Annotated in this window: 18 protein-coding genes; 4 read left to right on the forward strand and 14 right to left on the reverse strand. The window is 60.8% G+C overall.

The window, feature by feature from the left end; genetic code table 11:
• Window positions 1–46 precede the first annotated feature (46 nt).
• Complete coding sequence (gene guaB, locus PMA3_RS24145; protein WP_064679547.1) at window positions 47–1,516, reverse strand: IMP dehydrogenase; 1,470 nt, start codon at window positions 1,514–1,516, stop codon at window positions 47–49.
• Between the two features lie 137 nt (window positions 1,517–1,653).
• On the opposite strand from guaB, the gene PMA3_RS24150 reads away from it, so the two are divergent.
• Window positions 1,654–1,854, forward strand: a complete 201-nt coding sequence (locus PMA3_RS24150) for a hypothetical protein (RefSeq protein WP_064679548.1) — start codon at window positions 1,654–1,656, stop codon at window positions 1,852–1,854.
• Here PMA3_RS24150 and PMA3_RS24155 read toward each other — a convergent pair.
• Both PMA3_RS24155 and PMA3_RS24160 read right to left on the reverse strand, forming a co-directional pair.
• Window positions 1,821–2,369, reverse strand: a complete 549-nt coding sequence (locus PMA3_RS24155) for a hypothetical protein (RefSeq protein ID WP_064679549.1) — start codon at window positions 2,367–2,369, stop codon at window positions 1,821–1,823. The genes PMA3_RS24150 and PMA3_RS24155 overlap by 34 nt on opposite strands.
• Window positions 2,370–2,553: 184 nt before the next feature.
• Window positions 2,554–3,321: a sulfite exporter TauE/SafE family protein gene (locus PMA3_RS24160; protein ID WP_064679550.1), complete on the reverse strand. Its 768-nt coding sequence runs from the start codon at window positions 3,319–3,321 to the stop codon at window positions 2,554–2,556.
• A gap of 179 nt (window positions 3,322–3,500) precedes the next feature.
• Here PMA3_RS24160 and xseA point away from each other — a divergent pair, with 179 nt between their 5' ends.
• Window positions 3,501–4,880: an exodeoxyribonuclease VII large subunit gene (gene xseA, locus PMA3_RS24165; protein ID WP_064679551.1), complete on the forward strand. Its 1,380-nt coding sequence runs from the start codon at window positions 3,501–3,503 to the stop codon at window positions 4,878–4,880.
• A gap of 3 nt (window positions 4,881–4,883) precedes the next feature.
• Window positions 4,884–5,705, forward strand: coding sequence for a peptidoglycan DD-metalloendopeptidase family protein (locus PMA3_RS24170; RefSeq protein WP_064679552.1), 822 nt, complete (start codon window positions 4,884–4,886; stop codon window positions 5,703–5,705).
• A 137-nt stretch (window positions 5,706–5,842) separates the two neighbouring features.
• Here the strand turns inward: PMA3_RS24170 and PMA3_RS24175 are convergent, their stop codons facing one another.
• Both PMA3_RS24175 and PMA3_RS31110 read right to left on the reverse strand, forming a co-directional pair.
• The gene (locus tag PMA3_RS24175; RefSeq protein ID WP_064679553.1) at window positions 5,843–6,199 is read right to left on the reverse strand and encodes a hypothetical protein; all 357 of its coding nucleotides are present in this window, start codon (window positions 6,197–6,199) and stop codon (window positions 5,843–5,845) included.
• 38 nt (window positions 6,200–6,237) lie between these two features.
• The gene (locus tag PMA3_RS31110) at window positions 6,238–6,432 is read right to left on the reverse strand and encodes a hypothetical protein (RefSeq protein WP_082930409.1); all 195 of its coding nucleotides are present in this window, start codon (window positions 6,430–6,432) and stop codon (window positions 6,238–6,240) included.
• A gap of 166 nt (window positions 6,433–6,598) precedes the next feature.
• Between PMA3_RS31110 and leuA the strand changes: the two genes are divergently transcribed.
• On the forward strand, window positions 6,599–8,278 hold the full coding sequence (gene leuA, locus PMA3_RS24180) for a 2-isopropylmalate synthase (protein WP_064679554.1): 1,680 nt from the start codon (window positions 6,599–6,601) through the stop codon (window positions 8,276–8,278).
• Between the two features lie 206 nt (window positions 8,279–8,484).
• On the opposite strand, the gene PMA3_RS24185 is transcribed toward leuA, so the two are convergent.
• The 9 genes from PMA3_RS24185 to pilW form a co-directional block, all read right to left on the reverse strand.
• Complete coding sequence (locus PMA3_RS24185) at window positions 8,485–9,276, reverse strand: amidohydrolase (RefSeq protein ID WP_064679555.1); 792 nt, start codon at window positions 9,274–9,276, stop codon at window positions 8,485–8,487.
• Entirely contained in the window at window positions 9,264–10,412 is a 1,149-nt protein-coding gene (locus PMA3_RS24190) for a pyridoxal phosphate-dependent aminotransferase (protein WP_064679556.1), read from the reverse strand. Before PMA3_RS24190 ends, PMA3_RS24185 begins: the two co-directional genes overlap by 13 nt.
• Before the next feature lie 139 nt (window positions 10,413–10,551).
• Complete coding sequence (gene der / locus PMA3_RS24195; protein ID WP_059403392.1) at window positions 10,552–12,021, reverse strand: ribosome biogenesis GTPase Der; 1,470 nt, start codon at window positions 12,019–12,021, stop codon at window positions 10,552–10,554.
• Between the two features lie 236 nt (window positions 12,022–12,257).
• A complete protein-coding gene (gene bamB / locus PMA3_RS24200) occupies window positions 12,258–13,409 on the reverse strand; it encodes an outer membrane protein assembly factor BamB (protein ID WP_064679557.1) in 1,152 nt (383 codons plus the stop codon).
• Window positions 13,402–14,043: a tetratricopeptide repeat protein gene (locus PMA3_RS24205; RefSeq protein ID WP_064679558.1), complete on the reverse strand. Its 642-nt coding sequence runs from the start codon at window positions 14,041–14,043 to the stop codon at window positions 13,402–13,404. Before PMA3_RS24205 ends, bamB begins: the two co-directional genes overlap by 8 nt.
• 40 nt (window positions 14,044–14,083) lie before the next feature.
• Window positions 14,084–15,373, reverse strand: a complete 1,290-nt coding sequence (gene hisS / locus PMA3_RS24210; RefSeq protein WP_064679559.1) for a histidine--tRNA ligase — start codon at window positions 15,371–15,373, stop codon at window positions 14,084–14,086.
• Between the two features lie 37 nt (window positions 15,374–15,410).
• Window positions 15,411–16,520, reverse strand: a complete 1,110-nt coding sequence (gene ispG / locus PMA3_RS24215) for a flavodoxin-dependent (E)-4-hydroxy-3-methylbut-2-enyl-diphosphate synthase (RefSeq protein WP_010457850.1) — start codon at window positions 16,518–16,520, stop codon at window positions 15,411–15,413.
• Window positions 16,521–16,523: 3 nt separating this feature from the next.
• Complete coding sequence (locus PMA3_RS24220) at window positions 16,524–17,537, reverse strand: RodZ domain-containing protein (RefSeq protein WP_064679560.1); 1,014 nt, start codon at window positions 17,535–17,537, stop codon at window positions 16,524–16,526.
• Window positions 17,537–18,295, reverse strand: coding sequence for a type IV pilus biogenesis/stability protein PilW (gene pilW / locus PMA3_RS24225; RefSeq protein ID WP_064679561.1), 759 nt, complete (start codon window positions 18,293–18,295; stop codon window positions 17,537–17,539). Before pilW ends, PMA3_RS24220 begins: the two co-directional genes overlap by 1 nt.
• Between the last annotated feature and the right edge of the window lie 7 nt (window positions 18,296–18,302).

The raw sequence follows: 18,302 nt of genomic DNA on the forward strand, positions 1-18,302 counted from the left end.
GGGCTGAATAGAACAGCCCCGGTTGCTTGATGATTTGCTTGAAGCCTCAACCTACGCGGTAGTTTGGCGCTTCCTTGGTGATCTGTACGTCGTGGACGTGGGACTCGGCCATGCCGGCACCGGTGATCCGCACGAACTCAGGCTTGGTGCGCATTTCTTCGATGTCGGCGCTGCCGGTGTAACCCATCGAGGAACGCAGGCCGCCCATCAGCTGATGGATGATCGCACTCAGGCTGCCCTTGTACGGAACACGCCCTTCGATGCCTTCCGGAACCAGCTTCTCGGCACCCGCGGAGGAGTCCTGGAAGTAACGGTCGGAGGAACCCTGGGCCTGGGACATGGCGCCCAGCGAACCCATGCCGCGATAAGCCTTGTACGAACGACCCTGGAACAGTTCGATTTCACCTGGCGCTTCTTCGGTACCGGCGAACATCGAGCCCATCATCACGCAGGAAGCACCGGCCACGATGGCCTTGGACAGGTCACCGGAGAAACGGATGCCGCCGTCGGCGATCAACGGCACGCCCGTGCCTTCAAGGGCAGCGGCAACGTTGGCAATGGCACTGATTTGCGGGACGCCGACACCGGCGACGATACGGGTGGTGCAGATCGAGCCCGGGCCGATACCGACCTTGACTGCGTCGGCGCCGGCTTCGGCCAGGGCCTTGGCGGCAGCGCCGGTGGCGATGTTGCCGCCGATGACCTGCACTTCAGGGAAGTTCTGCTTGACCCAGCGCACGCGGTCGATCACGCCTTTGGAGTGGCCGTGAGCGGTGTCGACCACCACCACGTCAACACCGGCGCTGACCAGGGCAGCGACGCGATCACCGGTGTCTTTGCCGGTACCGACTGCAGCACCAACGCGCAGACGACCTTGATCGTCCTTGCTGGCCAGCGGGTAAGCCTTGGCTTTTTCGATGTCGTTGACGGTCATCATGCCTTTGAGGGCGAATTTGTCGTCGACGATCAGCACGCGTTCGATGCGGTGCTTGTGCAGCAACTCGCGAACGTCGTTCTTGTCGGCGCCTTCCTTGACCGTGACCAGGCGCTCTTTAGGCGTCATCACGTCACGGACGGTGGCTTCCAGACGGTTTTCGAAACGCACGTCACGGGAAGTGACGATGCCGACCAGGTCGCCATTGTGCAGCACCGGAACGCCGGAGATGTTGTGCTGGCGGGTCAGTTCGAACAGTTCACGCACCGTGGCGTCAGCCTCGATGGTGATCGGGTCCTTGACCACGCCGGCTTCATAACGCTTGACCTTGCGCACTTCGGCAGCTTGCTGCTCGATGGTCATGTTCTTGTGGATGATGCCGATGCCACCTTCCTGAGCCATGGCGATTGCCAGACGGGCTTCAGTAACGGTGTCCATGGCGGCAGAAACCAGAGGAATATTCAGCTCGATGCCACGGGTAAGGCGGGTCTTGAGACTGACTTCGTTAGGAAGCACCTCGGAATAACCGGGCACTAGGAGAATGTCGTCGAATGTCAGAGCTTCTTGGCTGATACGCAGCATCGCGGGGGCTCCCGAGCGGGAAAATGGAAGCGCGCCATTATAGTCAGACACCCCCTCGGGTTCAATGTAAAACTCTGGCTAATATCAATACGGTGATCGACGGGGATTTTGTTATACAAATCCCGTAGGAGCGAGGCTTGCCCGCGAAGGCGTCATCACTGGCGCTAAAAGCTTCGCGGGCAAGTCGGATCGCCGCACCGCTCGCTCCTACGGGTTTCGGTTTCGGTTTCGGTTTCGGTTACGGTTACGGCGACGGTTACGGTATCGCTATCGGCATCGGTTTCGCCTTCGGTTTCGGTTTCCGTTACAACTCGACCTTAACCCAACTCACCGGCTGATCCAGCCAATCGGCAAACTCGTCGATAAAGCTCTTCTTGAACCCGGCCTCGGCCCAATTGTTGAAAATGAACCCCAGGTTGGAAAAGCCGCACTCCTGCAGGAACAGGAAGCCGTTGATGTCGTCTTCATGCCCGCACTCGGGGCAGGTGAAATTATCGGTGCGCCCCGGCATCCAGTCTTCCAGGCTTTCGAACAACGCTTCGCCGACTTCCTTGCGGCACTCGGCGCAGCCGGCTTCTTCGAGGAAGCCCTTGGCCGGTGTATAGATGCAGCGCTTGGTGATGATCTCCAGGCCATTGATCGGCTCGCCGAACGGCAGGGCTTGCGGATGCAGCACCACGGCGCGGGCGCCGTCCGCGATGGCGTGGGCCATGCGGTTGCCGGTGCGGCCGCAGGTGGTCAGTTCTTCCTTGATGATGTTCTTGCGCACCAGCCAACGCACGACCGCCCGGGCCCGGGGTTCGTGCACCGGCAGCGTGGAGATTTTCGGGACGATGATGCTTTGAGAGTTCATGGTGCAAGCCTACTGCATAAAATGGATGTTTCTGCGGTGTGTCGTTTGACGCCTTCGCGGGCAAGCCCGCTCCCACAGGATCTCGGTCGTACACGCGGGTGTGCTCACCTGAGATCCCTGTGGGAGCGGGCTTGCCCGCGAAGGCGCCAGGGCGGCCGGCAGCTTAATCCCTGACGAAATCCGGTCAAGTGCTCAAATACCGCCCGATCAAGGCAATCCCGCTGGCAAGCACCAACCAGGTCACCAGCCGCACGAACGCCTCGCGGGACAACCTCATGGTCAACCGCCGACCGATCCACAGCCCCACTGCCATGGCCGGCAACAAACACAGCGCCAGTACCAACAAGGGTAGCTCGGCATACACACCCGCGACGGCAAACAGGCTCAAACGCACCACGGTGCTGCAACTGATCAGCGCGCTCTGCGTCGCCCTCGCCGCCTCCTTGGGCAGCCGGCTGTTCAAATAGATCGCATATAAAAAGCCGCCACTGCCAAACAACGCCCCGAACATCCCGCCCACCGTCCCCATCGGCACCGCCCAGGCGACAGACAGTTGCGTCGGACGGGTTTTGACCCACAGGCTGTAAATCGCATAGGCGCTGATAAACAACCCCATCAACAGCAGCAGCACATCGGAATGCAGGTTCAGCAGGAAAATCACCCCCAGGGTGCAGCCCACTGCCATGCAGGGCAACAAACGCAGCAACTCGGGCCTGGCCACATCCCGCCGTGAGGGCAGCAGGTTGCCAAAGGCCGCGACGAAATCCAGCAGCACCAGCAGCGGCACGATCTTCGACAGCGGCATGAACAGGATCAGTATCGGCCCCGCCACCAGTGCGGTGCCAAAACCGGCGATGCCGAACACGATATAGGCCAGGGCGATGCCGAGGCCGATCACCAGCCAGTCGGTGGCGCCGAAGGGCCATTGGTGCAACAGTTCAAACACGTCCATTCCCGATCTTCCTTGAATTCAGCGCCTGACTGTATCCCTTGTAGGAGCGAGCTTGCTCGCGAAGGTGTGTCAGCCAGATCAGTGTCAACTGACACACCTTCGCGAGCAAGCTCGCTCCTACAAAGGGATTTGCGTTGACTCATGGAGATTCAGCGCCGAATGCCTTTAAACTGCGCCCCATGATTAAAGATCCCTTTGCAAGACTCGGCCTGGACCGGGAAGTCCTGACTGTCAGCCAGCTCAACGGCCGCGCGCGGGTGTTGCTCGAAGACGTGTTCAGCAATATCTGGGTCGAAGGCGAAATCTCCAACCTCGCGCGCCCGGCGTCCGGCCATGTGTATTTCACCCTCAAGGACAGCGGCGCCCAAGTGCGTTGCGCGCTGTTCCGGCAGAACGCGGCGCGGGTGCGCCAGGCGTTGAAGGACGGCCTGGCGGTCAAGGTGCGCGGCAAGGTCTCGCTGTTCGAGGGCCGTGGCGATTATCAGCTGATCCTCGACACCGTGGAGCCGGCCGGCGACGGCGCACTGCGCCTGGCCTTCGATGCGCTGAAGGAAAAGCTCAGCGCCGAGGGCCTGTTCAGTGCCGAGCGCAAGGTGCCGCTGCCGGCGCATCCGCAACGCATCGGCATCATCAGTTCACCCACTGGCGCAGTGATCCGCGACATCATCAGCGTGTTCCGCCGCCGCGCGCCGCAGGTGCAACTGACATTGATCCCCACCGCCGTACAAGGCCGCGAAGCCACCGCGCAGATTGTCCGCGCGCTGAAACTGGCGGATGCCCGTGGCTTTGACGCACTGATCCTGGCCCGTGGCGGCGGTTCGCTGGAAGACCTCTGGTGTTTCAACGAAGAAGCCGTGGCCCGCGCCGTGGACGCTTGTGTGACGCCGATTGTCAGCGCCGTCGGCCATGAAACCGACGTGTCGATCAGCGACTTCGTGGCCGACGTTCGCGCCCCGACGCCTTCCGCTGCCGCCGAACTGCTCGCGCCGGACTCCAGCGACCTGGTGCGTCGGGTGGAGAGCCTGCATCGACGGCTGGTGATGCGTATTCGCGACCGCTTGATGCGTGATCGGCTGCGCCTGGAAGGCATGTCCCGCCGCCTGCGACATCCTGGCGAACGCCTGCGTCAGCAAGCGCAGCGCCTGGACGACCTGGACATGCGCCTGCGCCGCGCGTTCGAACGCAGCCTCAATACCCGTCGCGAACGCCTGATCCGCCTGGAAACCCGCCTGGCCGGGCAACATCCCGGTCGGCAGCTGGCGATGCTGCGCCAACGCCTCGACAGCTTTGCCGAGCGCCTGCCCCGGGCCATGCGCGAAGGCCTCAAAAGCCGCCGCTTGCAACTGCAAAGCCAGATGCAGACGCTGCATGTGGTCAGCCCGCTGGCGACCCTCAGCCGTGGCTATAGCATTCTGCTGGACGAGCGCGGCAACGCGATCCGCAACGCTGCGCAAACCCACACTGGCCAGCGCCTCAAAGCCAGATTGGGCGAAGGCGAACTGCAAGTCCGGGTGGAAGACAATCACCTGACGCCTGTCACCCTCTCTTTACTGGATTGATCCATGCCGCGCTTTCTCGCTCCGCTGCTGTTGCTGTGCCTGACCTTCAACGCCCATGCCGACAGCTACATCACCCGCCTGTTGAACAAACCGGTGCCGGGGGGCGTGGCGGTCGTGGATCTGGGCTCCGCCGCCCAAGCGCCGAAGGCCAGCTATCAGGGCAAACCGGTATTAGTGGTCAAGGAACAGAACAATTGGCTGGCGATTGTCGGCGTGCCGTTGACGGTCAAACCGGGCACGCAGCAAATCAGCAGCGGTCATCGCAATCTGAGTTTTACCGTTGGCAACAAGAAATACCCGGAACAGCGCATCACCCTGAAGAACAAACAGCAGGTCAATCCGGACCCGGACAATCTCAAGCGCATCGAGGGCGAGCTGGCCGAACAGCTCCAGGCCTACCGCAGTTTCAGCCCGAACACCCCGAGCAACCTGTTGCTGGACAAACCGGTCAACGGGCCGTTGTCGAGCAAGTTTGGCGTGCGCCGCTTTTTTAATGGTGAAGAGCGCAATCCCCATGCGGGCCTGGACTTCGCGGTGCCGGCGGGTACGCCGATCAAGACCCCGGCGGCGGGCAAGGTGATTCTGGTCGGCGACTACTTTTTCAATGGCAACACGGTGTTTGTCGATCATGGGCAGGGCTTTATCAGCATGTTCTGCCATATGTCGAAGATTGATGTGAAGGTTGGGCAGCAGTTGGCGCGCGGTGGGGTGGTCGGGAAAGTCGGGGCCACCGGGCGGGCGACCGGGCCGCATATGCACTGGAATGTCAGCCTGAATGATGCGCGGGTGGATCCGGCGATCTTTATAGGTGCGTTTCAGCCCTGAATGTTGAGTGAAGCGGCTGGCCTCTTCGCGAGCAAGCCCGCTCCCACAGTTGATCTTTGGCGTTCACAAAATTTGTGCTCACAGAAGATCAACTGTGGGAGCGGGCTTGCTCGCGAAGGCGGCCTCATTAGCGCCGTTTATTCCGCCTCCAGATCCTCGATCCCATGAATTTCCCTATGCGCCAGACACTCCTCGATCCAGGCCCGGGTTTCCTCGGAGAAGCCAGCCAGTTCCTCAGAGGTGATCAGCTCATGCGTACACAACCCCAGCAAATGAGCCGGCGCTTCACTGCGTGAATGACTGAAAACCCCAAACGCCCAATACAGCTCCTGCTGACCGGCCTTCAGCCTCTCCTCACTGGCTTCGATACGCTCATAAGGCGTCAGGCTTTTATCCAGCACCATACGCTCGACCTCTTCCATGATCCGGATGCACATCCGCTCATGAGCCACCGGACGCAGCGCGCTATATAACTTCCAATCCGATTCGTTCATTGCCGACCCCGTGCTTTCCAAGTCGCCTGATTCAGGCTTTAAGCATAGCTGCGTCGACTGGAACAAAAGGTTGAAACTTTCAATTGCGCATCGCTCAAACCTCGCGCAAACATCAATACGATCAGCATCATTTGCCGCAATAAAATCTTGATAAGCTCACCTTTTCGAGTATTCCTCTCAATTTTTTCCCACTGCTTGCCATCCTTTCTTCCCGCGGTTAGGGTTGAAGACATGAAAACCTCTCACACCCTCATTCAGCGTCGCCAGCACCGCAGCCTGTGCCTTGTCAGTGCACGACTGCCGGGCTGAATCGCGGTGCCTCGCCCCACGCTTTCCCCAAGAACATTTTGATCCACCGGCAGGCCGCCTCTTTTCGGCCCACACAACAAGGATTTCCCGATGAGCATGCTCAAAGACCCGTCTTCGAAATACCGCGCGTTCCCGACCATCGACATCCCGGACCGCACCTGGCCGTCGAAAACCATCACCGCGGCGCCGATCTGGTGCAGTTCCGACTTGCGTGACGGTAACCAGTCGCTGATCGAGCCGATGGACGCGACCAAGAAGCTGCGTTTCTGGAAAACCCTGGTGCAAGTGGGCGTGAAAGAAATCGAAGCCTCGTTCCCGGCCGCTTCGCAAACCGACTTCGACTTCGTGCGCAGCCTGATCGAAGGCGGCCACATCCCGGACGACACCACCATCCAGGTGCTGACTCAAGGCCGAGAAGACTTGATCGAGCGCACCTTTGAATCCCTGCGCGGGGCGAAGAAAGCCATCGTTCACCTGTACAACGCGACCTCCCCTTCCTTCCGCCGGATTGTCTTCAATCAGGACAAGGACGGGATCAAGGCCATTGCCGTGGACGCGGCCAAGCTGTTCGTCAAATACGCCGCCCAGCAGCCGGACACCGAGTGGACTTTCGAGTACTCGCCGGAAACCTTCAGCGCCACTGAACTGGAGTTCGCCAAGGAAGTGTGCGACGCGGTGATCGAAGTCTGGAACCCGACGCCCGAGCACAAGATGATCCTCAACCTGCCGGCTACCGTCGAATGCGCCACCCCGAACATCTACGCCGACCAGATCGAATGGTTTGGCCGTCACATCAACCGTCGTGACAGCGTGATCATCAGCCTGCACACCCACAACGACCGTGGCACCGGCGTTGCCGCCACCGAGCTGGGCCTGATGGCCGGCGCCGACCGTGTCGAAGGCTGCCTGTTCGGCAACGGCGAGCGCACCGGTAACGTCGACCTGGTGACCGTGGCCCTGAACCTTTACACCCAGGGCGTGCACCCTGAGCTGGACTTCTCCGACATCGACGGCGTGCGCAAAGTCGTCGAAGAGTGCAACCAGATCCAGGTGCACCCGCGTCATCCGTACGTCGGCGACCTGGTGCACACCGCGTTCTCCGGTTCGCACCAGGATGCGATCCGCAAGGGCTTCGCCCAGCAAAAACCGGACGCCCTGTGGGAAGTGCCATACTTGCCGATCGACCCGGCCGACATCGGCCGCAGCTACGAGGCGGTGATCCGCGTCAACAGCCAGTCGGGCAAGGGCGGCATCGCTTACTTGCTGGAACAGGAATACGGCATCAGCCTGCCGCGTCGCATGCAGATCGAGTTCAGCCAGGTCGTGCAGCGTGAAACCGATCGTCTGGGCCTGGAAATGACCGCCAAGCAGATCCACTCGCTGTTGATCAGCGAATACCTGCAAGCCAATACCCCGTACGCGCTGGTCAGCCATCGCCTGCAGGAGGAAAACGGCAACAGCGCCGTCGAAGTGGAAGTGGCCAGCAAAGGCCAGGGCGAAACCAACCTGCACTGGCGCGGCAAGGGCAATGGCGCCCTGGAAGCACTGGTGGCCGGCCTGCCGATCCCGGTGGAAATCATGGACTACAACGAACACGCCATCGGCGCGGGCACCAATGCCAAGGCCGCGGCCTACATTGAACTGCGAGTGAACGGTGAGCGTGCGGTGCATGGTGTGGGGATCGATGAGAACATCACTACCGCCAGCTTCAAGGCGCTGTTCAGTGCGCTGAACCGCTCGTTGAGCCAGCCGGAAGCGAAAGCGGCGTAAACACCGTCACTGAAATGCAAAAGGCCCCTTGGTGAAAACCTTGGGGCCTTTTTGTTTGCCTGCGGGTTTGTATTGGCTGTCAAGGCCTCATCGCGAGCAAGCTCGCTCCCACAGTTGATTGGTGTGAACCCAGATCTTGTGTACACACAAGATCCACTGTGGGAGCGAGCTTGCTCGCGATGACGGCAGATCAGACAACGAAGGCTTCAGGTGAACTCAAAGGTATCGGCATCCAGATTCGCCGGAAACCGCGTACGGTAGGCTTGCAGATCCGCCGCATTGAGCACCACCTGAAACACCCCATCCGCCTCCCCCGCACTCAGCAACGTCTCACCCTGGAAATCCAGCACCTGACTGTCGCCGGTATACGCAAAACCTTTGCCATCAGTCCCTACGCGATTCACCGCCGCCACATAGCACAGGTTCTCGATCGCCCGTGCCGGCAGCAACCGGTTCCAGTGCTGACGTCGCGCCCCCGGCCAGTTGGCGGTGTACAGCAGCAGGTCGGTGTCCTGGGCGTCGCGGCTCCACACCGGGAACCGCAGGTCGTAGCAAATCAGCGGCCGGATGCGCCACCCCTTGAGCTCGAACTGCACTTGGCGCTCGCCGGGGGTGAAGTGGTTATGCTCGCCGGCCATGCGGAACAGATGGCGCTTGTCGTAGTGCAACACCTCCCCGTCCGGCCGCGCCCACAACAGGCGATTGCGATGACTGCCGTCGGCGGCCTGGACGATAAGGGTGCCGGTGATTACCGCGTCGAATTTCGCCGCCTGCACCCGCAGCCATTTGCTGGTCGGACCGTTTTCTGGCTCGGCCAATGTTTCCGAGTCCATGGAGAAACCGGTGGTGAACATTTCCGGCAGGATGATCAGGTCGGCACCGCGAGCCTGTTCCAGCAACTGCTCGAAATGCTCCAGGTTGGCCTGGCGGTCGTGCCAGGCCAGGGTTGTCTGGATCAATGCAATGTTCAGATTGGGCAGTGCACTCAGATCACGCATAATTTTTCCGCTGCTTCACGCAGGGTCTCCTCGCGTTTGGCGAAGCACAGGCGCACCAGGCGCTGGCCGACCGGTGGAGTCTGGTAGAACACCGAGATCGGGATGCTCGCCACGCCGTGCTCGCGGGTCATCCACAGCGCCATCTCGACGTCATTGAGGTCCGGGCGGATCTGCGAATAATCGACCAGCTGGAAGTAAGTGCCAACCACTCGGGTGAAGCTGAAGCGCGATGGCGTCAGCAGGTCGCAGAACAGATCACGCTTGGCCTGATAGAAACCCGGCAGTTCGTCCACATGTTCCGGGTGTTCGGCCATGTAATCGGCCAAGGCGTATTGCAACGGCGTCACGCCGCAGAAACTGACGTACTGGTGCACCTTGCGCAGTTCGGCGGTGAGGGCTGGCGGTGCGACCACATAGCCGGTTTTCCAGCCGGTGACGTGATAGGTCTTGCCGAAGGAGCTGACCACGAATGCACGCTGATACAGCTCTTCATGGGCCAGCACGCTGGCGTGCGGCACGCCGTCGAACACCAGGTGTTCATAGACTTCGTCGCTGACCACATAGATGTCACGGTCGCGGATCAAGGTCGCCAGCCGATCCAGCTCGGCATGACTGATCAGTGCACCGCTGGGGTTGTGCGGGGTATTGAGAATGATCATCCGCGTGCGCGGTGTGATGGCTTCGGCAAGTTTCTGGAAGTCGATGGAGAAGTCCTTCAGGCCCAGCTGTACATGCACGCAACGACCACCGGCCAGCTCCACCGAAGGCTCATAACTGTCGTAGGCTGGATCGAACACGATCACTTCGTCGCCGCTGTGGATAACTGCCTGAATGGCACAGAAAATCGCCTGAGTCGCGCCGGGCGTGACCGTCACTTCCTCGTCGGCATCGACCTCGACGCCATAGCTGCGGGCAATCTTCGCCGCAATCTGCTGGCGCAATACCGGCAGGCCGGTCATCGGTGAATACTGGTTGTGGCCAATGGCGATATGCCGGCCGACTGCATCGCGCAGGGCCTGCGGGCCATCGAAATCGGGGAAACCCTGGGACAGGTTCAACGCTCCGGTCTGCGCCGCGAGCTGAGACATCTGCGTGAAGATAGTGATGCCGACATTCGGCAGCTTGCTGGTGATCATCGGTAGCCCCTTGCAGGTGAGCTGCAAGTTTCAAGCTGCAAGCTGCAAGTGGTCAAGCAGCAAACCATCAGACACAAAAAAGGGTCCCTGACAGGACCCTTTATTGCTTTAGCTTGAAGCTTGCAGCTTAAAGCTGCTTCTATTTCTTGTCGCGGCGCTTTTTGTCGGCCTTCTTGTGGTGCGACATCATGCGGCGCTTCTTGTTGACCTGACGGTCGGTGAGCGAGTTCTTGTTGCCTTCGTACGGGTTCTCGCCACCCTTGAACTCGATGCGGATCGGCGTACCGACCAGCTTCAAGACACGACGGTAAGTGTTTTCCAGATAACGGACGTACGACTTCGGCACTTTTTCGATCTGGTTACCGTGGATCACGATGATCGGCGGGTTCGCACCACCCAAGTGGGCATAGCGCAGCTTGATCCGGCGGTTGTTGACCATCGGTGGCGCGTGCTCACCAACCGCATCTTCCAGAATCGTGGTCAGGCGGTTGGTTGGCCAACGGGTGACCGCAGACTTGAACGAGTTCTGTACGGAGGCGTAGAGGTTGCCCACGCCCGTGCCGTGCAGGGCCGAGATGAAGTGAATGTCGGCGTAATCAACGAAGAACAGTCGACGTTGCAGCTCGACCTTCACGAAGTCGCGCTCGCTCGGCGTCATGCCGTCCCACTTGTTGATCGCGATCACCAGCGCACGACCCGACTCAATGGCGAAGCCCAGCAGGTTGAGATCGTGATCGACCACGCCTTCGCGGGCGTCCATCACGAAGATCACCACGTTGGCGTCTTTGATCGCCTGCAGGGTTTTGACCACGGAGAATTTTTCGACTTCTTCGTGGATCTTGCCGCGCTTGCGCACGCCGGCGGTGTCGATCAGCGTGTACTTCTCGTCGTTACGCTCGAACGGGATGTAGATACTGTCGCGGGTGGTGCCGGGCTCGTCATAGACGATTACCCGGTCTTCACCGAGCATGCGGTTGACCAGGGTCGACTTGCCGACGTTCGGGCGACCGATGATGGCGATCTTGATCCCGTCTTTTTCGCTCGGGCCAGGAATGCGCTTGGCTTCCTCGCCTTCGGCAACGATCTCTTCCTCGCCTTCTTCCAGTTCGTCATCGTCTTTCGGGAAGTCGCTGAGGGCGATTTCCAGCATCTGGGTGATGCCACGACCATGGGCACCGGCGATCGGGATCGCGTGGCCCATGCCCAACGGGGCGAATTCGGCGCGGGCCATTTCCGGGTCGATGTTGTCGACCTTGTTGGCAACCACGTAGGAGCGCTTGTTACGTTTGCGCAAATGCTCGGCGATCATCTGGTCGGCGGCGGTGAAACCGGCCTTGGCATCTACCAGGAACAGAACGACATCCGCTTCTTCAATGGCCAGCAGCGACTGCTCGGCCATTTTTTCGTCCATACCGTGCTCGTCACCGGAGATACCGCCGGTGTCGACCAGAATGTAGGAACGCCCTTGCCACTTGGCCTCACCGTACTGGCGATCACGGGTCAGACCGGACAAGTCGCCGACGATGGCGTCGCGAGTCCTGGTCAGGCGGTTGAACAAGGTGGACTTGCCGACGTTCGGTCGGCCCACCAGGGCGATTACGGGAACCATGCGGCTCTCCACTTCGTTATTTCAGAAAATACAAAAGCCGCTGCTAGGCAGCGGCTGGTGCTCGGGGCAATCACCATGGGGCTTTTTGTGGGAGCGAGCTTGCTCGCGATAAACGCATAGGCACCGCGTTCATCCAGGACGCAAACGTAATCGTTGACGTCCTTCGCGAGCAAGCTCGCTCCCACATTAATACCCACAAGTGAAGCCGCTTGGGGGTTAAACCCCAAGCATAGTTGTTACTTGATGGTCAGGGCTTCCAGTTTGCCACTGTTGCCATATACATAAATCATGTCACCCACCACCAGCGGACGGGCGCGCAGGCCGTCGCTGTCGATGCGTTCGCGGCCGACGAAACGACCGTCCACCTGACTCAGCAGGTGCAGGTAACCTTCCAGGTCACCGACTGCCACGTAGCTGGAGAACACCTCTGGCGCCGACAGTTGACGGCGAGCCAGCGAATCGTTGCTCCACAAGGCTGTGGTGGAACGTTCGTCGATGCCTTCAACAGTGCCCGAAGACAGGCTCACATAGACGCTGCCAAACCCCTGGGCGACACCGGCATAGCTGGAAGCATCACGCTGCCAGAGCTGACGACCGCTATCGAGGTCCAGTGCCGCAACGCGACCCTGGTAGCTGGCGACATACAGCGTACTGCCGGACAACAGCAGCCCACCGTCGATATCGACCACACGTTCCAGTTCCGAACGGCCTTGCGGGATCGCTACACGCTGTTCCCACACCGGCACGCCGTTGGAAATATCCAGAGCGACCACTTTACCAGTCGACAGGCCAGCCACCGCAAGGCGATTGGTGACGATCGGCGCACTGGTGCCGCGCAGGGTCAGGACCGCTGGCGTGCTGTCATACAACCAGCGTTGGGTGCCGGTAGCGGCGTCCAGGCCGATCAGACGGTCGTCCTGAGTCTGGACCACCACCACGTCGCCGTTGTTGGCCGGCGGCGCGAGCACTTCACTGGACACGCGTGCGCGCCATTTCTCTTCGCCGCTGCTGGCGTCCAGGGCAACGATTTCACCCTTGAGCGTGCCGATCGTGAGCAACCCGTAAGCCACGCCAACGGCGCCGGAAACAGGCAGATCCAGATCTTTCTCCCATTTGACGTCGCCATTGCTGCGATCCAGCGCCATCACCTCACCGGTGACGTCGGCGGCATAGATGGTATCGCCATCGATCGCCGGAACCAGCATGTTGTAGGTTTCGCCCTGACCGTCACCGATCGAACGACTCCACTGCTTTTGCAGAACCACTTCTTCCTTGAAGTCGGTCAACTCGGCCGGCGGCAGTTCTTTCTTGCTGTTGCTGCTGCAACCCGCGGCCAGTACGGCCAGAGCCAGCAATGCTGCATGTTTCCAACGAATCACGTCACGCATCCCCTTTGGCCAGATCGTCCAGCTTGATTTGCAGGCCGCCTACCGCCGCTTCATCCGACAGTGCCGCCTTGGCTTTTTGATACGCCGCGTTCGCTTCGTCGGTACGACCCAACTGCACCAGCAGGTCGCCCTTGAGTTCCTCGCGAGTAGCCAGGAAAGCGGTATCGGCATCGCCTTCGAGCAGTTTCAGGGCTTCATCGGCCTTGTCCTGCGCAGCCAGCACCTGCGCCAGGCGCTGACGGGCGATTTCGCCCAGTGCCGGGTTGGCCGGTTTGGCGACGATGGCTTTCAGCTCGGTGGCGGCATCGTCCAGCTTGCCGCTGTCGACCGCGACTTTCGCCACGAACAGGCTGCCATACTGCGCGTAAGCGCTGCCGCCGAACTCGCTGTTGAGCTTGCCGGCCAGGTCCGAAACTCGGGCGGCATCGGGCTTGCCGCTTGGCGTCAGCGTGGTTTCCAGCAACTGTTGATAGAGAATCGAGGCGCCTTGCGACTGATTGCTCTGATATTTCTGCCAGGCCTGCCAGCCGAACACGATGACCAGCGCCAACAGGCCGCCAGTAACCAGGGGCTTGCCGTTGCGTGTCCACCAGTCCTTCAAATCCGCCAGCTGTTCGTCTTCGGTACTCGACACCCCAATACTCCTTAATCGCTAAATCGGCTGTTTGACAGCTTCAACCCTGCACGATGCAGGTGGCCAGGTGTGCAGCAAGCGCATCCCAGGCAATGCTTTGTTGTTCGCCCTGGCCACGCAGGGGTTTGAAACCTACCACTTGCTGGGCCATTTCGTCGTCACCGAGGATCAGCGCATACAGCGCACCGCTCTTGTCGGCTTTCTTGAACTGGCTTTTGAAGCTGCCGGCGCCGGCATTGACTTGCAGGCGCAGGTTGGGCAATTGGTCACGCACCCGCTCGGCCAAAGCCAGACCGGCCAGTTCGGCGGCTTCGCCGAAAGCGCACAGATAAACGTCGACCTGCCGGGAGATCTCTTCCGGGATCTGCTCCAGGGTTTCCAGCATCAGCACCAGGCGCTCGATGCCCATGGCGAAACCGACGCCCGGGGTCGGCTTGCCGCCCATCTGCTCGACCAGGCCGTCGTAGCGACCACCGGCACACACGGTGCCCTGGGCGCCCAGCTTGTCGGTGACCCATTCGAAAACGGTCTTGCTGTAGTAATCCAGCCCGCGAACCAGCTTCGGGTTGATCACGTAAGGAATGCCGACCGCATCGAGGCGAGCCTTGAGGCCCTCGAAGTGCAGGCGGGATTCTTCGTCGAGGTAGTCGGCCATTTTCGGCGCGTCTGTCAGGATCGCCTGGGTATCGGCGTTCTTGGTGTCCAGGACCCGCAACGGGTTGGTTTTCAAGCGGCGCTGGCTGTCTTCGTCCAGCTTGTCCAGGTGCGTGGACAGGAACGCGACCAGCGCTTCGCGATAGCGCCCGCGGGATTCGCTGGTGCCGAGGCTGTTGAGTTCGAGCTTGACCGCATCACGGATGCCCAGCTCGCCCCACAGGCGCCAGGTCAGCACGATCAGCTCGGCGTCAATGTCCGGACCGTCGAGGTTGAACACCTCCAGGCCGATCTGGTGGAACTGGCGATAGCGGCCTTTCTGCGGACGTTCGTGGCGGAACATCGGGCCGACGTACCAGAGTTTCTGTACCTGGCCACCGCCGGTGATGCCATGTTCCAGCACCGCACGCACACAGGCCGCCGTGCCTTCGGGGCGCAGGGTCAGGGAGTCGCCGTTGCGGTCGTCGAAGGTGTACATCTCTTTTTCGACGATGTCGGTCACTTCACCGATCGAGCGCTTGAACAGCTCGGTGAACTCGACGATCGGCATGCGGATCTGCTTGTAACCGTAGTTATCCAGCAGACGCGCGACGGTGCCTTCGAAATGACGCCACAGGGGTGTCTGTTCGGGCAGGATATCGTTCATGCCACGGATGGCTTGCAGGGACTTGCTCACTTTAAATCCTTAAATTCGTTCGGCGCTTCAGTCGGGCTTAGCCACGCGCGATAACGGCTGCGTCGGCTTCGACCTTTTCGGCCGCTTTCTGGCGGATCAAGCGTTCAAGCTCATCCACCAGATTGTCATTGGTCAGTTTCTGCGACGGCTTGCCGTCGATGTAAATCAGGTTGGGCGTGCCGCCGGTCAAGCCGATATGGGCTTCCTTGGCTTCGCCCGGCCCGTTGACCACGCAACCGATGACCGCGACATCCAGCGGCACCAGCAGGTCTTCGAGGCGCCCTTCCAGCTCGTTCATGGTCTTGACCACATCGAAGTTCTGCCGCGAGCAGCTCGGGCAGGCGATGAAGTTGATGCCACGGGAACGCAGATGCAGGGACTTGAGAATGTCGTAGCCGACTTTCACTTCCTCGACCGGGTCGGCCGCCAACGAGATGCGGATAGTATCGCCAATCCCTTCGGCAAGCAGCATACCGAGGCCCACGGCGGATTTCACCGTGCCTGAACGCAAACCACCGGCTTCGGTGATCCCCAGGTGCAGCGGCTGGACGATTTCCTTGGCCAGCAAGCGGTAAGCGGCGACGGCCATGAACACGTCGGACGCCTTCACGCTGACCTTGAAGTCCTGGAAGTTCAGGCGCTCCAGGTGCTCGACGTGACGCAAGGCGGACTCGACCAGCGCGGCCGGGGTCGGCTCGCCGTATTTCTTTTGCAGGTCTTTTTCCAGGGAACCGGCGTTGACGCCGATACGGATCGGAATCCCGCGATCGCGGGCCGCGTCGACCACCGCGCGCACACGGTCTTCGCGACCGATGTTGCCCGGGTTGATCCGCAGGCAGTCGACGCCCAGTTCGGCTACGCGCAAAGCGATCTTGTAGTCGAAATGGATGTCGGCCACCAGGGGCACCTTGACCAACTGCTTGATCTTGCCGAACGCTTCGGCGGCGTCCATATCCGGTACGGAAATCCGCACGATATCGACGCCCGCGGCTTCCAGGCGGTTGATCTGGGCCACGGTGGCGGCCACGTCATTGGTGTCGCTGTTGGTCATGCTCTGCACAGCGATAGGCGCATCGCCGCCCACAGGCACGTTACCGACCCAGATCTTGCGGGATTCGCGACGTTTGATTGGAGATTCGCCGTGCATGACTTATTGACCCAACTTCAGGCGAGCAGTCTCGCCACTGGTGAACGGAGCGGCATCGACCACCTGCCCGTTGTAACTGACCTGCGCGCCACGGGCATAGCCCAGGCGCACGGTGAACGGCGGCTTGCCACTGACGGAAACGTTTTCGCCTTTGCGCTTGAGACCACTCAACAGCACCTTGCCGGTACCGTCGGTGACTTGGGTCCAGCAATCGGCGGTGTAACGCAATTGAACCTGGCCCTGCCCGGCCACTGGAGCCGCGGCGGCTGGCGCCGGAACGGTCGGCGCCACCGGCGCGGTGACCACCGGTGCCGGCACCGCGGGAACAGCCGGCGCTGGCGTTGCCGGCGTAGCGACAACCGGCGCGGCGCTGCGTGCCGGTGCGGCAGGCGCTTGAGCAGCGGGGGCGGTAGCTTCAGCGGCGGTCGAAGTGTCAGTCGACGTCTCGGCCTGCGGCAAGGCGAGCGCGGTGGCGCCTTCGGCCTGGCCCTGCGCGACGGCCTGGTCTTCCGGCTCGTCCAGCGGATGAATCTGGGTCGTGCCGTCGGCGCCTTCGACTTCCACGTGTTCCGGGCTCAGCGTGACCGGCTCCTTGGTGCGCGAGGACGTCTGATCCTGCCACCAGATGAAACCGCCACCGATCACCGCGATCAGCAACAGCAGGCTGACGATCCGCAAAATGGTGTGGGACACCCGAACCGGCTCTTCGATACGACCCAGGCTGTGGACGTCGCTGCCCCGGGAGTCGGAGCCGGTGGACTGGTCGAACTGTTGCACCAGCACGGTTTGATCCATGCCCAGCAATTTGGCGTAGGCGCGGATGTAACCGCGGGCGAAGGTATGCCCCGGCAGCTTGTCGAACGCGCCGGCTTCCAGATTGCTCAGGGAATTGACGGTGAGGTTGAGCTTGAGGGCCACTTCGGCCAGCGACCAGCCATTGCTTTCGCGAGCCTGGCGCAATGTCTCACCGGGATTAACGCGATTCGCTGCTACAACTTCGGGATGCGCCGCTTTCATCATTGCTCCGACAGGTATTGCTGATATTCCGGCGTACCGGGATAGAGTCGTTTTAGTTGCAGGCCAAAACTGGCAGCCTTGTCGCGATCTTCGAACACTTTTGCCAGCCGGACGCCGAGCAATAGACTACGTGCATTTTGCTCGGTGAGCTGGCTGAAACGGTCGTAGTAGTCACGCGCGGGCACATAATGCCTGTCTTCGTAAGACAACTCAGCCATTTCCAGCAAGGCACGTGGCTGTTGGCGGTTCAAGCGCAGGGCTTTTTCCAGTTGTTGCTGGGCCAGATCACGCTGGCCAAGCTTGGAAGCGGTCATGCCCAGGTTTTCGAATACTCGCGAACGCTCAGGATACAGGGTATCGGCGGCGGCCTGCTCGAAGCGTTCGTAAGCCTCTTTGTAACGTTTCTGTTCGAAAAGAAAACTGCCGTAGTTATTGAGGATTCGCGCATCGTCGGGACGGCCGGACAGCGCCTTGCGAAAATGCTGGTCGGCCAGTTCCGGCTCCATCTCCGCCTGGAACACCAGACCCAGCGCCGCGTTGGCGTCGGGGTCCGAGCTGTCCAGCTCCAATGCCTTCTTCAATGGCACCTTGGCGCGTTCGGTCATGCCCTGTTGCAGGTAGCCGAGCCCCAATTGCACGTAGGCGACCCGCGCTTCATCACGGCCCTTGCTGGTCTTCATCGGGTTGAAATCGCCCGACAGGACACAACCAGTACACAGACTGGCCAGCAGCAACAGCAGCGCTAAGCGCAGGGACATAGAGATC

Source organism: Pseudomonas silesiensis, assembly GCF_001661075.1.
Lineage (GTDB): Bacteria > Pseudomonadota > Gammaproteobacteria > Pseudomonadales > Pseudomonadaceae > Aquipseudomonas > Aquipseudomonas silesiensis.

What these genes read in the sequence shown, in the direction of transcription:
- guaB (WP_064679547.1), bottom strand. Translation starts at nt 1,516, where the DNA reads ATGCTGCGTATCAGCCAAGAAGCTCTGACATTCGACGACATTCTCCTA.
- PMA3_RS24155 (WP_064679549.1), bottom strand. Translation starts at nt 2,369, where the DNA reads ATGAACTCTCAAAGCATCATCGTCCCGAAAATCTCCACGCTGCCGGTG.
- PMA3_RS24160 (WP_064679550.1), bottom strand. Translation starts at nt 3,321, where the DNA reads ATGGACGTGTTTGAACTGTTGCACCAATGGCCCTTCGGCGCCACCGAC.
- xseA (WP_064679551.1), top strand. Translation starts at nt 3,501, where the DNA reads ATGATTAAAGATCCCTTTGCAAGACTCGGCCTGGACCGGGAAGTCCTG.
- PMA3_RS24170 (WP_064679552.1), top strand. Translation starts at nt 4,884, where the DNA reads ATGCCGCGCTTTCTCGCTCCGCTGCTGTTGCTGTGCCTGACCTTCAAC.
- PMA3_RS24175 (WP_064679553.1), bottom strand. Translation starts at nt 6,199, where the DNA reads ATGAACGAATCGGATTGGAAGTTATATAGCGCGCTGCGTCCGGTGGCT.
- PMA3_RS31110 (WP_082930409.1), bottom strand. Translation starts at nt 6,432, where the DNA reads ATGTCTTCAACCCTAACCGCGGGAAGAAAGGATGGCAAGCAGTGGGAA.
- leuA (WP_064679554.1), top strand. Translation starts at nt 6,599, where the DNA reads ATGAGCATGCTCAAAGACCCGTCTTCGAAATACCGCGCGTTCCCGACC.
- PMA3_RS24185 (WP_064679555.1), bottom strand. Translation starts at nt 9,276, where the DNA reads ATGCGTGATCTGAGTGCACTGCCCAATCTGAACATTGCATTGATCCAG.
- PMA3_RS24190 (WP_064679556.1), bottom strand. Translation starts at nt 10,412, where the DNA reads ATGATCACCAGCAAGCTGCCGAATGTCGGCATCACTATCTTCACGCAG.
- der (WP_059403392.1), bottom strand. Translation starts at nt 12,021, where the DNA reads ATGGTTCCCGTAATCGCCCTGGTGGGCCGACCGAACGTCGGCAAGTCC.
- bamB (WP_064679557.1), bottom strand. Translation starts at nt 13,409, where the DNA reads ATGCGTGACGTGATTCGTTGGAAACATGCAGCATTGCTGGCTCTGGCC.
- ispG (WP_010457850.1), bottom strand. Translation starts at nt 16,520, where the DNA reads ATGCACGGCGAATCTCCAATCAAACGTCGCGAATCCCGCAAGATCTGG.
- PMA3_RS24220 (WP_064679560.1), bottom strand. Translation starts at nt 17,537, where the DNA reads ATGAAAGCGGCGCATCCCGAAGTTGTAGCAGCGAATCGCGTTAATCCC.
- pilW (WP_064679561.1), bottom strand. Translation starts at nt 18,295, where the DNA reads ATGTCCCTGCGCTTAGCGCTGCTGTTGCTGCTGGCCAGTCTGTGTACT.